Here is a 14,568-nt window from a genome sequence, read left to right as displayed (position 1 = left end):
CTGTTGTTTGCAGTTTGAAGTGCCCAATAAAGTAGGTACTTTTTAATCTTCATCATATGCTTGGATGATCTTCTGCATTGTGCGCAAGGTATCATAGAAATCTGCATATTTTTCGATTCCTATATCTTCGATGATTCTATCTTGAATCGTTTGCCAAATGGGTGCGGCTTCATGCAGCTTTTCTAATCCTTTTTCAGTGAGCGTAATCTTTTTAGTGCGCGCATCGCTTGTGTCTCGCTTTAATTCAACATAGCCATGTTGCTTTAATAGATTAATATTACGGGTCACAGTCGTTTGATCAAGTTGTAAAATTTCACCTAAACGGCTAATTGAGACAGCTTGCTGAAGGTCGATATGGGCCAGCATGGAATATTGTGTAACCTTTAAACCAGTGGGCTGTAGCAGCTTATCATATAATTGTGTGACAACCCTTGTTTTTTTTCTAAGGTTTGCACAAACACAGATTTGTGTATAATCGATTGTTTTAAGTTGATTCTTCATCGTCAGTACTCCTTTGAGGGGATTCTACTAATTGTAAGTATACACCTAAGAGCTAGAAAAGACTGCTTGACAGCTATAGGAACGATTATTATCATTATACATGTATATACATATAAATGGAATGAAGAGATCGCAAAACATGTATATACATGTTTTGTTATGCATCTCACAAGAAAAGAAGGTGTTAGGATGAAGCGAGTTCATTATAGCTGGTTGATTTTGATTGTCACATTTTTCTCGATTATTGTAGCAGGGATTACAATGTCATCGTCTGGTGTTTTCCTGGATCCCCTCGAAAAAGAATTTCAATGGGATCGCTCAACGATTGCTTTAGCATTTGCTGTAAGTTTATTTTTATATGGCATATCTGGACCATTTATGGCGGCGCTGCTTGAAGTCATTGGCTTAAAGAAAATGATGCTTAGTGCCATGTCTACTTTAATAGTAGGAATGACCTTAACCTTTTGGATGAGCCAATCCTGGCAGTTAATCATTATTTGGGGAGGTATCATTGGGCTTGGTGCGAGCCTTTTTTTAACGGTGCTCAGTCCCTATGTAGCGAATCATTGGTTTGTTAAACGCAGAGGGCTGGCAGTTGGGATTTTAACGGCTAGTACAGCCACAGGTCAATTAATTTTACTGCCAGTGCTAGCCATTATTATTGAACATTATTCTTGGCGATGGGCAATGGGATTAATCCTACTCCTGAGTACCATGATGTTCGTCATGATTGCTATGTTTATTAAAAACAAGCCGCAAGATATTGGTCTAACCCCTTACGGTCATGATGAGATTATAGAAGAGCCGCAAGTACAGCCCAAGAAGAATCCAATTAGTATGGCATTTCTTGGTTTAGCAGAGGCAGTTAAAGTCAAAGCATTTTGGCTCTTAGCAGGCAGCTTTTTCATTTGTGGTCTTTCGACAAGTGGATTAATCGGAACTCACTTTGTGTCATATTGTATTAGCTTTGGCGTTCCGCTAGTAACCGCTGCATCTCTTCTTTCTTTTATGGGGGTGTTTAACTTATTAGGCACGACTGTCTCTGGCTGGCTATCGGATCGCTTTGATAATCGTTGGCTATTATTTTGGTATTACTTGTTAAGGGGAGCTTCTCTCTTGCTACTCCCTTATGCACTCGCTCAAGGCTCCTTTGTTTTATTGACGATTTTCAGCATCTTTTATGGACTCGATTGGATTGCCACAGTACCACCAACTATCAGCATTACACGACAAATTTTTGGGATGCAAAAAAGCAGCATTATTTACGGATGGATATTCGCCTCACATCAGGCAGGAGCGGCAGTTGCTGCGTATGGGGGTGGGTTAATTTATAAATTTTTCAATTCCTACACATGGGCTTTTTTCCTTGCTGGCCTATTCTGTGCATTGGCAAGCTTATTCGTTATCATTGTAAAAAAACAAACGCCTCAGCAAGGATAAACAGTCGACTAAAAAAGTTGAACCTCGACAGAAAGAGGTTCAACTTTTTTTATCAATATTAGTTTGACATTTAACAAACAAAAGTTTACAATATAAACAAATATAATAAAAGGTGATGCTATGAATGAAAGAGAACAGGCGGTGCTTGCTTTAATTCGCCAAAACCCGTTTATGTCTCAGCAAGAGATGGCAGATACAATGAATCTGTCCCGTCCCGTGCTTGCTAATTTAGTGTCTAGTTTAACAAAGCAAGGAAAAATTGTAGGTCGTGCTTATATTTTACCCGAGGAAAATGAAATTATTTGCATCGGGGGAGCTAATTTAGACCGAAAATTCCATGTGAAGGGCAATGTTCAATTTGGAACATCTAACCCTGCCAGCTCTTCTTTTAGTGTAGGTGGAGTTGGTCGAAATATTGCTGAAAACTTAGGCAGATTAAACCATCAAGTGACGTTATTAACAACGGCTGGTAAAGATGCTGATTGGCAAGTGATCCAAGAAGCTTCGGAATCCTTTATGAATCTACGTTATGTGGAGCAGCTAGCTGAGGCTTCTACGGGTTCCTATACAGCTATTATGGATGAACAAGGTGAGCTAGCATTAGCTGTAGCCAATATGGAGGTTTATGACCTGCTGTTACCGAGTTTGTTGAAAAAGCATGAAACAATGCTAGTGAATGCTGGTTGCTTTATTTTGGATTTAAATTGCCCGAAAGAAACAGTGGCGTATATCCAGCAAGTAGCCATTGCTCGTGCCATTCCATTAGTCATTGTGCCAGTATCTTCGCCAAAAATGAATCGACTACCTGAAACATTACAAGGTGTAACTTGGTTTATTTGTAACACGGATGAAGCAGAAACAATTGTTGGACATAAAATTGAAAGCGCTACCCATTATGAAAAAGCATTACAACAGCTCTTACAACTAGGTGCTGAACATGTCATTATCACAGCTGGTAGCAAGGGTGTTTATGCAGCATCTACGACGATCACACCTCGTCATTTCGCTGCGAAAGTGATCAACAAAATTGAAGATGTTACAGGAGCAGGAGATGCGTTTGTCAGCGCTGTGATACACAGTTGGTTGACAGGTCAATCTTTTGAGACATGTATTGATGCAGGGTTAACAAATGCTAAAAATACATTGGCATCTCCTTATACAGTAAGACCTGAATTATCAGTAGATTTGTTAAAAAATGAAATGGAGGAATAACAACATGAAAGAATTCATCGTATTATCAGAAGAAGTAAAAGCAGGACAAGCAGAAGGTCTACCAATCGTGGCATTAGAATCTACAATCATTTCACACGGTATGCCATATCCACAAAATGTGAAAACTGCGCGTGAAGTTGAGCAAATTATTCGCGATAATGGTGCAGTACCTGCAACCATTGCCTTAATAGATGGCAAAATCAAAATCGGTTTATCAGATGAAGAGCTAGAGATGTTTGGAAATTCACAAGGCGTTGCAAAAGCTTCACGTCGTGACTTAGGCTACTTACTTGCAACAAAAAAATTAGGTGCGACAACAGTTGCAGCTACAATGATCTGTGCTGAACTTGCAGACATTGAAATCTTTGTAACAGGTGGTATTGGTGGTGTACACCGTGGTGCTGAAACAACAATGGATGTCTCTGCTGACTTAGAAGAATTAGCACAAACTAATGTTGCTGTTATTTGCGCGGGTGCAAAATCTATTCTAGATATTGGTCTTACATTAGAATACCTTGAAACAAAAGGGGTACCAGTAGTTGGTTATGGTACAGATGAATTACCAGCATTCTACACACGTCAAAGTGGTTTCGATGTCAACTTCCAACTTGATACACCAGAGGAGATTGCAGCAATGCTATCTGCGAAATGGCAATTAGGGTTAAAAGGTGGCGCTGTCATTGCCAACCCAATTCCAGAAGCTGAAGCATTAGATCATGCATTTATTACAAACATTATTGAAAAAGCTTTAGCTGAAGCTGAAGAGAATGGTATTCAAGGTAAAAACGTTACACCATTCTTACTTGGTAAAGTAAAAGAATTAACAGAAGGTAAAAGTCTTGATGCGAACATTGCATTAGTGAAAAACAATGCAGTCGTTGGCGCAAAAATTGCTGTTGCCTACAATCAATTACACTAATCATTTGTCGAAACAAGAACCCTTTGTGACATCCTGTCGCAAAGGGTCTTTTTCATTAAAAAGAAGAATATTTTTTCCATTTTTCGAACTGTTCACGAGATTAACTAAACTAAATGACACAGTCTCTTTACAATAGGCTACAAAATTTTATACAATTAAGTTTATATCTAATCTGAAAAATTTGACGAGCAAGGTGGACATGTTATGGCGAAAGAGCAAATTTTGACTCCTGAGGACGTTTTTGAGTTAGTCAAATCCTACATGAATGATGAAAATGTCACATTCGTGAAAAAAGCATATGAATTAGCAAGGGATGCCCATATTGAGCAATTCCGTAGCTCTGGTGAACCTTATATCATTCACCCAGTACAAGTGGCAGGTATTCTAGCTGAATTACAAATGGACCCGGAAACAGTAGCGGCAGGTTTTTTACATGATGTTGTCGAAGATACGGATTTTACGCGGGATGATTTGGTACGGGAATTTGGCGAAGAAGTAGCCGTGCTTGTTGATGGTGTGACAAAGCTAGGGAAAATTAAATATTTATCAAAAGAGGCGCAGCAAGCAGAGAATCATCGAAAAATGTTTGTAGCTATGGCACAGGATATTCGTGTCATCTTAATTAAGCTAGCAGACCGTCTCCATAATATGCGTACGTTAAAGCATTTACCTGCTGAAAAGCAGCGACGTATATCGAAAGAGACGCTAGAAATTTTTGCACCACTTGCACATCGTCTGGGAATCTCGACTGTAAAATGGGAGCTTGAAGATACAGCACTTCGCTATTTAAACCCACAACAATATTATCGTATTGTCAGTTTGATGAAGAAAAAGCGTGATGAGCGTGAGGCTTATTTAGAGAATGTCATGGCTGAGATGAAGTCACAGCTTAATGAGGTTGAAATTGAAGCAGATATCTATGGTCGTCCAAAGCATATTTACAGTATTTATCGAAAAATGGTGCTCCAAAAGAAACAATTTAATGAAATTTATGATTTATTAGCCATACGTGTACTTGTCGATAGTATTAAAGATTGCTATGCGGTTTTAGGGATTGTGCATACACTCTGGAAACCGATGCCAGGGCGCTTTAAAGACTATATTGCCATGCCAAAACAAAACCTGTATCAGTCCTTACACACGACCGTTATTGGACCCTATGGTGATCCATTAGAGGTTCAGATTCGTACGAAGGAAATGCACAAAATTGCAGAGTACGGGATTGCGGCACACTGGGCGTATAAAGAGGGCAAAAATGTTGATCATCAAAAGCAAAATGTCGATCAAAAATTAACATGGTTCCGTGAGATTTTAGAATTTCAAAATGAATCTTCTAATGCAGAAGAATTTATGGAATCCTTAAAATTCGATTTATTTTCTGATATGGTCTACGTATTTACACCTGAAGGCGATGTCATCGAATTGCCGGCGGGTTCTGTGCCCATCGATTTTGCCTATCGTGTCCATTCAGAGGTCGGAAATCGTACGATTGGGGCAAAAGTCAATGGGAAAATGGTGCCGCTTGATACACCACTGAAAACCGGCGATATCATTGAAATTTTAACATCTAAGCAATCCTTTGGTCCGAGCCGCGATTGGCTAAAAATAGCACAATCCTCACAGGCGAAAAATAAGATTAAGCAATTCTTTAAACGACATTTACGTGAAGAGAATATCATCAAAGGGAAAGAAATGATTGAAAAGGAAATTCGTGCTCAGGATTTCGATTTAAAGGAAACGATGTCATCAGAAAACCTCAAACGTGTATGTGATAAATTCAACTATACGAATGAGGAGGACTTGTATGCAGCAGTAGGGGTGAATGGCATTACTGCACAGCAAGTGGTTAATCGTTTAGCGGAAAAACGTCGTAAAGAGCGTGAGCAGGAAGAAGCTTTAGAGAAAATCGAACAAAAAATGAAAAATCCAATTCCGCAAAAACGAACGGAATCGGGTGTCATCGTCAAGGGCATTGATAATATGCTTATTCGACTTTCTCGTTGTTGTACGCCTGTACCTGGTGATGAGATTGTAGGCTTTATTACAAAAGGTAGAGGTGTTTCTGTACACCGTGCAGACTGTCCAAATATTCAAATTGAGGATGAGCAAGAACGTTTAATTGAAGTGGAATGGGAGCATGGAATCATCCCTGAGAAAAAAGAATATCCAGTGGATATCGAAGTGTCAGCCTTTGATCGACCTGGTATTTTAAATGAAATTATGCAAATTGTTAGTGAAACAAAAACAAATATTTTAGCAGTCAGTGGTCGTGCTGATCGTGATAAAATGGCAACAATTCATTTAACGATTTCCATTTCAAACATTTCACATTTGCATAAGGTTGTTGAGCGGATTAAACAAACACCTGATATTTATTCGGTGCAGCGTGTCATCAATTAATGATTGGCAACAACATAGAATTGGGGTTTTAATGCATGAAAGTAGTATTACAGCGCAGTAAAGCTGCTTCTGTAACGGTTGACGGAACTGTCACAGGAGCGATTGATAATGGCTATGTTCTTCTAGTAGGTATTACACATGAGGATACACATGAGGATGTCGCTTATTTAGCGAAAAAAGTAGCTAATTTACGCCTTTGGGAAGATGCGGAAGGAAAAATGAATCATTCGATCCTAGAGCATGGAGGCGCAATTTTATCCGTCTCACAATTTACATTGTATGGGGATGCAAAAAAGGGAAATCGTCCTAGTTTCATCAGTGCAGCTAGACCAGAAGTAGCCGAACCGCTGTGGGAAGCTTTTAATCAAGCATTGCGTGAGCTCGGCTTACATGTGGAAACAGGTATTTTTGGTGCAATGATGGATGTTGCACTAATCAACGATGGTCCAGTAACAATACTTCTAGAATCAAAATAATGGAACATTTCCTATAAATCCTTCATATACTAATGAGTATGGTTAGTTTTATAGGAAGGAGTGTCTTAAACTTGACGCAGATAGGGAGTAGATCTAATCCATATTTATACGAAACACTTAACATGATGATTGGCCAGGCAGTAGTGGTGCAAACAGAAAAAACGATGCAAAAAGGTATTTTATTATCCATACTACCTGACCATATGATCCTTGAGATGAATCGTACCCCTTTCTTCATTCGAATGGAGGAAATTGTATGGGTTACATTGGAAACTACAAAAAATTGATGAAGTACGAACCTTCGAATCATAAAAGATGATAGAAGGTTCTTTTTTATATTTTAAGGTATAATGAGCAAATTTAATTATTAGAATATGGAGTTTATATTGGTTTGAGGGCAGAAGCAGGGATCGTTCATGGAGAAAGACACTTTTGGTATGTCTCTTGTGAAATCGGTCATAAAGCGACTAGAATTATACTCAACTAAGAAACAAGTAGGAATGGCTGCTAATATACTATTTAATACTGTCATGAATAGGTTTAAAGGAGGTTATATATTATGAACATAATGAAGAAAATAGCCAAGATAGTGGGAATAATTCTAGCTATTTTCGCTTTGTTTATAGGGGGTGGATACGCTATTCTTGAGATTAATCCATTTGGGAATAAACTAGGCAAGCCAGTTGCGGATATTGAGCACAAGGTTGAAATTTGGGGAGAAGAAGTTGCAGGAAATCATTCTGGAAGTAAGCTAGACGATATGAATATTAAGGGTAATCCTAACAGACTCTTAGCGACATTCAAATTTTCTACTAGTATTGTGGGAGAAGAATATAAAGACAATGAAGCTGCAATTGATACCTTTACATATGTCCATGAAATTGTAGGAGGCTATGAAAAATCTACCTATGAAGATGAACCATATCTGATTCCTTATACGAGGTCAAACAGTGACAGTGCCATCATTATTATTCCAGGAGGTGGCTATGGCTTTAAGGAAATGGATGGTGGAACTGCTGAAGGAAAAGAAGTAGCTGAATCATTAAATAAGGCAGGTATCAATGCATTCGTTCTACACTATCGTTCTAACCCATATGAATGGCCTATTCCCCAATTGGATGTTCAGCGGGCTGTCCGTTATCTACGTTATCATGCAAATGATTATGGTATTCATCCAGATAAAATTGGATTAATCGGTTTTAGCGCGGGTGGTTTTCAAACCGGTAGCTTTATTAATCTCATTCAGGGGAAAAATCTGTTTCCTAATAGTTATCAGCTTGATGACATCGATGCAGTCGATGATAAAGTAGTCTCTGCAGCTATGATTTATCCAGCATTGACCTATCGCTATAATGTGCCTATGCTCTTTGCTTCTTTTAAAGATGAAGATGTAAGAAGTCCAGAAGTGCGTGAAGAGCTTTTGAATCAGACAGATTTATCTAAACATTTTAGCACAGCAAATATACCTCAGTTTATTGCTTATGGGACGAATGATTTAGCTGTTGGGGTAAAAGGGCCACAAGAATATATTCAATCTGCACGAGTAGCAGATGCGGATATTACTGAAATTGTAGTAGAAGGTCAGAATCATGGCTTTAAGCAGGAACACTATATGAGAGAGTTTCTTGAATGGGTAAAAAAGGTTTTCAATTCCTTATAATGTGTCTTTTTTACTTTTGTTAATTGTAACTTGTGGAAGCAGAATCAATAATGCAAGCGATATAATTAGTATATACACATGCATGGGCTACTTGCTTTCCTGTGGGCGAGCGCCTAACCGCTTCCACTCCGTGCAGGGGTTGGATACGTTAATGTTTTACTAAATGTTGGAAATTAAAGAGGAAGAAAAATGACAAAAGCCATCGAGATCAACTTCTCGATGGCCTTTGTATGAATTTATTTAACTTCTAAAATGAATTTATAGCTATTATCTATAGAAATAAAACTATTGTTGATTTAAAAGGATCTTTTCAATCACTGCAATCTCATACTAGGACTTTACTCATTTTCTTTCCATAAAGACAATGCGTTTATCCAATTTGGATCTCCGTATCCTTGATAGCTTTGAACGGCTACATAAATCTTTCCTTGGTACTCAACCTTATCTCCTTTTGTGTACGCCTTAAATGGACTCCATTGCTCATAAGAAGCCCCTAGATCTTTTGTAGTCACAGTTAAAATGGAACTTTTAATTGATTCATTTCCAGCCGCATCCACTGCAGTTACTGCATACATATATGTTGTATTGGATTGGAGATTCATGTTCATAAATGATGTAGTTTTTGATGTTCCAACAACAGACATTTGATCTGCTTGTGTTCCTTGATATATAACATAATGGTCAACTGCTACATTATCCTCTGATGCACTCCACATTAAGTCTGCACTTGAAGATGTTACGCCCATTGTGTGAAGTGCAGTCGGTTGCGTTGGTGCTTCTGTATCTGGAGCTGTATGCATTGTCTCTACAACTATCGATTCACTTTCATTAGAAACATTCCCAGCTGCATCCACTGCCTTTACCGTATATGTATACTTGGTAGTCGGTTTTAAATTTTTATCTGTGAATGTTGTTCCTGGTACCACTCCAACTACTTTATTATCACGTAATATCTGATATTCTTTTACACTCACATTGTCTGTAGAAGGACTCCATTTTAGCTCGGCACTGTTTGAAGTAACTTTCGTAGTATGTAATCCATTTGGCTGAGTTGGAGCTTCTATATCTACATTTCCATTATTCACTAAATTAACGTCGATTACATTATAGAATGCATTTGAAGTATCAGCTACATCCCAAACAGCTAGAATAATGTGGTAACCACTACGATCAGTTGGCACGTTAATTGTATGAGTTAAATTATTCGATGCAGCAGAACCATTATGTTCTACAGTTTCAATTAGCTCAAGGTCAGCACGGTTTAATGGTTTATTTGGATTCCATCCCTTTTTAGTAATATAATAGTGCCATTTGCTTGTTAAATGTGGAGCTGTATACTTCCATGTAAAGGTATTTGAACCTCCTGTAATCGTGTTTTTAAACCAACGATCAGCGGTTTGTTGATCGAGTATGCCACCAAATAGACCTCCAGCAGATGCGATTTTTCCATCAGCCGGCCCACTTTGTGGAAATCCCTTAGGTGCCTCTAAACTCTGTGGCTCATACATTATGTTTCCGCACATTAAATTAAGTGCTCCATAATTTTGACTACATAAAGCAGCTCGGCTAGCTGGTTTTTCAACAAATCCATGGGCATATGCATTAGGTGCCATTGAAATACCCATGATTCCTGCTGCTAATATGGCAGCACTTATTCCCTTTTTACTTAACTTTTTTGCGAATTTAGTATTCATATAACTAGTCTCCTTTTGTTGGAATTGGATAGCAACTAGTATGATAGCAATATATTAAAAATTATTCAAAGTCTGTTTTTATAGGATAATAGTTTTGTTGTGCAAATAACTTTTGTTGCAAAATTAATGAGTATATAGACCTTAATTGGGTAAATATCTTACTTTAGAGGATTGTTTTCTATTAAAAATAATTAGCTATTATAATAAAATCTTCAAATCTATTAAAATTTGTCAATTTACGTACAGTTACTCTTCTCATTCATGAAATGTAGCTATAGAAGTTGTTAACCTTGGTCACAATACTCAAATTACGGCGCTCTGCTGAACGCATAATTATCCAATTAATCGAGTATGAATATTTTATGTAGCAGAGGATAAGCATCCTTATCAGCAGGGGCGTCTGAGAAAGCTTGCTGTGGCAACAAATAAATAGAATTTCTGAAATAATAGAAAATTAATACTTTACAATAAATTTGAACTCATGTATATTTATTTTCAATTAACGACATATAGCGACAATATAATGCAAATGTCTAAATTGATTAAAAGGAGGGTGATGTCATGGAAAATGAACAAGGTGTAAAGAAAAGAAGCTGGCTGAAAGTACCTCATACATATACCATTATTTTTGCTATTATTTTTTTAGCGGGTATTGCAAGCTATATTATTCCAGCAGGTGAGTTTGAACGAATAGAGGATAAGGAAGGGCGAATGCTCGTTGTAGATGGAAGCTATCATCATATTGAGAGTGATCCAGTTTCATTTTTCGAAATGTTTACAGCTATTCCAATGGGTCTTGAAAAAGGGGCTCAAATTATTTTCTACATTTTCTTAGTCAGTGGTGTTTTTGGGATTATTCGTTCCACGGGTGCCATTGAAGCTGGTGTTTATAAAGGGGTAAAAGCTTTAGAGGGAAGAGAAAAATTACTTATCCCATTATCAATGATTTTATTCTCTGTTGGTGGTTTTACAATGGGGATGGCCGAAGAAACAATTATTTTCGTACCGATTGGTGTAGCAATTGCGCGTGCGATGGGCTTCGATGCTGTGACAGGGACTGCCATGATCACACTTGGAGCGGCCAGTGGATTTTTTGGAGGGATGCTTAATCCCTTTACGGTGGGTGTTGCACAATCATTAGCAGATGTACCGTTATTCTCTGGGATCGGCTTCCGTGCAGTTGTCTATGTTTTTGTGTTAGGTTTTGCTATTTTCTATGTATCTCGCTATGCCTTTAAGGTGAAAAAGAATCCACAGGCAAGTGTTATTTATGACATCGAGCAAAAAGCTAAATCTAATGTATCCGTTATTGACATTCCTACATTAACAGGAAAGCATAAATTTGTATTTATTGTGATGGCTTGTGGAATTGGCTTTAATATTTATGGTGTATTTAATTGGGGCTGGTTCTTAACACAGTTAACCGCCTCCTTTTTAATTATGGGGTTAATTGCAGGGCTAATTGGTGGGTTGAAACCTGCAACTATTTTTGATTCCTTCATTGAAGGAGCGAAGGCTGTAACATTCGGTGCTTTAATTGTAGGTTTTGCCCGTGCGATTACGGTTGTTTTAGAGCAAGGGAAAATTATCGATACTATCGTTTATGCGGCATCGGAAACAATTGGGCATTTACCACATGCTATCAGTGCAATCGGTATGTTATTTATTCAAGCACTGTTAAATTTATTTATTTCATCTGGTAGTGGACAGGCAGCCGCAACAATGCCGATTATGATACCAATTACCGATTTATTAGGGTTAGAACGACAAGTGGCTGTATTAGCCTTCCAATATGGTGATTCCTTAACGAACTCTATTATTCCTACTTCATCTGCCTTAATGGCCTATTTAGCGGTTGCAGGCATTCCCTATGAAAAGTGGATCAAATTCATTTGGAAGATGATTCTTGGCTGGGCAGTGATTGCATGCCTGGCGTTAATTGCTGCGGTAGCAATAGGGGTTTCTTAATACGTGAAAAAAGCTGTGGATAGCATCCGCAGCTTTTTTCTTAGTGTTGAAAAACAAAACAGTCAATTGGAAGGTAGAAATGGATTTCCGTTGCAGGCTACTTGACTCCATTCCAACCTACAAAAGTGTTACCTTTTTAGTGAAGGTTTTCAAATAAAGTGAAGGTCTTCACTGCTCTTTATGGAGAGGTGTTGTCACGCATCACTTCTCTACATTAATAATAAGAGCTTATTCCCTCTAAGAATACAAATAATGGGCTATTTAATCGCTATATTACTATGAAAAAAAGTAAAGACTCTTTGCAGAATGGTTGATTGGAGTGGAGCCAGCGTCACTCCTAGGGGATTTAGCGTCACAGATGAGACTCTGGAGCGAGCGTAAGTGAGTGAAGCGGCTCATCGGACGCCCCCCTGGAAAGGACGCTGGCGGAACGGAAATCTCCCCCTCCCCTTGCAAAGTTGCTTTTTCTGCCTTTGACATGATCTTTTTTCATTATTCCTCTTGCTCATTAAAGTAGTTGAGAATTCCTTGATAAATACCGAGAGTCGCCTGTTCACGGAACTTCGCTGTGGTGATGACACGCTCTTCACTTGAATTACTTAAGAAGCCTAACTCAATAAGGACTGCTTTTTGACGATTTTCTCGTAGTACTAAATAGTTACCTTGTTGTGTGCCACGATCTCTTAACTCTAATTTACTTGATAGTCCATCATGAATCGCTTCAGCAAGCCCTTTTTGATTACTATTCATATAATAGGAGGTGAAGCCGTTAATAGAGCTATCGTCTGTTGCATCATAATGGAGACTAATAAAGGCATCTGCTTCATATTGATGCGCAATCGATACACGCTTACGCAATGCCACATATTCATCTGATTCCCTCGTCATGACTACATTGGCGCCAGCCGCACTTAGCTTGGATGCAAGCATAGTAGCTGTTTTCAGCGTAATGCCTTTTTCCTCTGTACCACGTTGACCCGTTGTGCCATGATCATTTCCACCATGGCCAGCATCAACAACTATTGTTAACCCACTTAACGTCCCTTTTTTACGAGGCTCTTCTTTTTCCTTTTGAGGAATCATCGTTTTATTAGAACTTGTTGTTACAACCCAGTTTGCAACAAATGCTGTTTGATCTTCATCTAATTGAATTTCATAAAAATCATTTTTTACGCCGACAATTGGATAATTTAAGCCAGCATCTACCCGTTCAACCACTTCAGCTGCTGTTGAGGCATCTGTTCGTAAGTTTGTCCCATTATAGATTATGGTAACGGATTCCAACTCTTTGGAAGAGGAAGTTTTGGATGTACTTTTAACTTTATTGGAGAAAGTACCATAAAAGCTATAAACCCAGCCTGTTTTTTTATCATTGTACTGAATTTGTACCCAATTATGTTCATGTGCAATTACTTTAAAGGCTTGACCTTTTTTCGCAGTGCCGATTTTTTTAGCATTCAAGTCTGGTTTTTTACGAACATTGAGGACGTCTACTAAAATAGTAAAGGTTGTGTCCTTGTTAACAGGTGTTGTAGTTGTCGTTACTTCTACGGCATCATCTTTAGGTTCCTTTTCTTTTTTAGGATTATCATTAATCGTGACATAATCCTTTGAAACCCATCCCGTAAGTCCATTCCAATCAATTTTTGCCCATTCAGCATTTTCTTCAATGAGGTTGGCTTGGTTGCCTGTAGAAAGTTGACCAAGAACAGCTGAAGAAATATCTGGATCTGTTCGTATATTTAAACGGTCAACTTGTGAGATGACGGATTTATCGATGGCCTGTTTAGCACTTGTAGGAGCCGTCAGCCATGAAGCAACCCAGCCCTCATAGTTACCTGCTTTTACTTGAATCCAATCACCTTCACGACCGATAGAGGTTAAAGGATCACCTTCTTCTAATGTCGTAATAATGGGATATGATAATCCAGGACCCTCACGCAAATGAAGAATCGTTCCAGCGACTTTTAGATCACTGGTGTCAGCGGAAGCTCTTTGAACAAAGTTCTTATTTGGCATCGCAATCGTTACCATTAGTACGAATATGATTATACTATGTAAAATTTTTGTCCTCATCAGATTCCTCCTATTCCTTGTGCTATTTTACCATGCTTTTGTCATAAAATTCGTGGTAAAATGGTAACGGAATTTGTTATTTTCATTATAGCCCTATGAAAAATACAAAAACAGTTGACATTGGCATGGCTAGTGACTAACATAAAGGGTAATCGAAAAATGATTAATCGCTTATGACCAAGCAAGTAGCGTATACCTCTATTGGAACAGAGAGGGAAAGAC

The 14,568-nt window shown here is 38.3% G+C and carries 11 protein-coding genes and 1 other annotated feature (1 of these 12 cut by a window edge); of the genes, 8 read left to right on the top strand and 3 right to left on the bottom strand.

Features of this window, described 5'->3' with window-relative positions:
- Nucleotides 1-42: 42 nt before the first annotated feature.
- Entirely contained in the window at nt 43-501 is a 459-nt protein-coding gene (locus NST76_RS15130; RefSeq protein ID WP_058845308.1) for a MarR family winged helix-turn-helix transcriptional regulator, read from the bottom strand.
- Nucleotides 502-690: 189 nt separating this feature from the next.
- Between NST76_RS15130 and NST76_RS15125 the strand changes: the two genes are divergently transcribed.
- The 7 genes from NST76_RS15125 (at nt 691) to NST76_RS15095 (ending at nt 8,608) form a co-directional block, all read left to right on the top strand.
- A complete protein-coding gene (locus NST76_RS15125) occupies nt 691-1,941 on the top strand; it encodes an MFS transporter (RefSeq protein WP_271910509.1) in 1,251 nt (416 codons plus the stop codon).
- Nucleotides 1,942-2,061: 120 nt separating this feature from the next.
- The gene (locus NST76_RS15120; protein WP_058845310.1) at nt 2,062-3,153 is read left to right on the top strand and encodes a carbohydrate kinase; all 1,092 of its coding nucleotides are present in this window, start codon (nt 2,062-2,064) and stop codon (nt 3,151-3,153) included.
- Between the two features lie 4 nt (nt 3,154-3,157).
- Nucleotides 3,158-4,072, top strand: a complete 915-nt coding sequence (locus tag NST76_RS15115; protein WP_271910506.1) for a pseudouridine-5'-phosphate glycosidase — start codon at nt 3,158-3,160, stop codon at nt 4,070-4,072.
- A 204-nt stretch (nt 4,073-4,276) separates the two neighbouring features.
- The gene (locus NST76_RS15110; RefSeq protein WP_036124404.1) at nt 4,277-6,472 is read left to right on the top strand and encodes a bifunctional (p)ppGpp synthetase/guanosine-3',5'-bis(diphosphate) 3'-pyrophosphohydrolase; all 2,196 of its coding nucleotides are present in this window, start codon (nt 4,277-4,279) and stop codon (nt 6,470-6,472) included.
- A 35-nt stretch (nt 6,473-6,507) separates the two neighbouring features.
- A complete protein-coding gene (gene dtd, locus NST76_RS15105; protein WP_036124403.1) occupies nt 6,508-6,948 on the top strand; it encodes a D-aminoacyl-tRNA deacylase in 441 nt (146 codons plus the stop codon).
- Nucleotides 6,949-7,019: 71 nt separating this feature from the next.
- Nucleotides 7,020-7,235 carry a DUF2642 domain-containing protein gene (locus tag NST76_RS15100; protein ID WP_036124402.1) on the top strand — a complete coding sequence of 72 codons (216 nt, stop codon included), beginning with the start codon at nt 7,020-7,022 and terminating at the stop codon, nt 7,233-7,235.
- Between the two features lie 272 nt (nt 7,236-7,507).
- The gene (locus tag NST76_RS15095; RefSeq protein WP_271910505.1) at nt 7,508-8,608 is read left to right on the top strand and encodes an alpha/beta hydrolase; all 1,101 of its coding nucleotides are present in this window, start codon (nt 7,508-7,510) and stop codon (nt 8,606-8,608) included.
- Between the two features lie 338 nt (nt 8,609-8,946).
- Here NST76_RS15095 and NST76_RS15090 read toward each other — a convergent pair whose 3' ends face one another.
- Nucleotides 8,947-10,302, bottom strand: a complete 1,356-nt coding sequence (locus tag NST76_RS15090) for a lytic polysaccharide monooxygenase (RefSeq protein ID WP_271910503.1) — start codon at nt 10,300-10,302, stop codon at nt 8,947-8,949.
- A 561-nt stretch (nt 10,303-10,863) separates the two neighbouring features.
- Here NST76_RS15090 and NST76_RS15085 point away from each other — a divergent pair.
- Complete coding sequence (locus NST76_RS15085; RefSeq protein WP_058845150.1) at nt 10,864-12,270, top strand: AbgT family transporter; 1,407 nt, start codon at nt 10,864-10,866, stop codon at nt 12,268-12,270.
- 492 nt (nt 12,271-12,762) lie between these two features.
- Here NST76_RS15085 and NST76_RS15080 read toward each other — a convergent pair whose 3' ends face one another.
- Complete coding sequence (locus tag NST76_RS15080; protein ID WP_101966511.1) at nt 12,763-14,346, bottom strand: SH3 domain-containing protein; 1,584 nt, start codon at nt 14,344-14,346, stop codon at nt 12,763-12,765.
- A gap of 164 nt (nt 14,347-14,510) precedes the next feature.
- Nucleotides 14,511-14,568, top strand: a binding site (T-box leader) (it continues 185 nt past the right edge of the window).

Source organism: Lysinibacillus sp. FSL W7-1291, from assembly GCF_038593415.1.
Classification (GTDB): Bacteria; Bacillota; Bacilli; order Bacillales_A; family Planococcaceae; genus Lysinibacillus; species Lysinibacillus fusiformis_D.
Note: the sequence above shows the minus strand (reverse complement) of the source record. Positions and strands in the feature narration are given on the sequence as shown.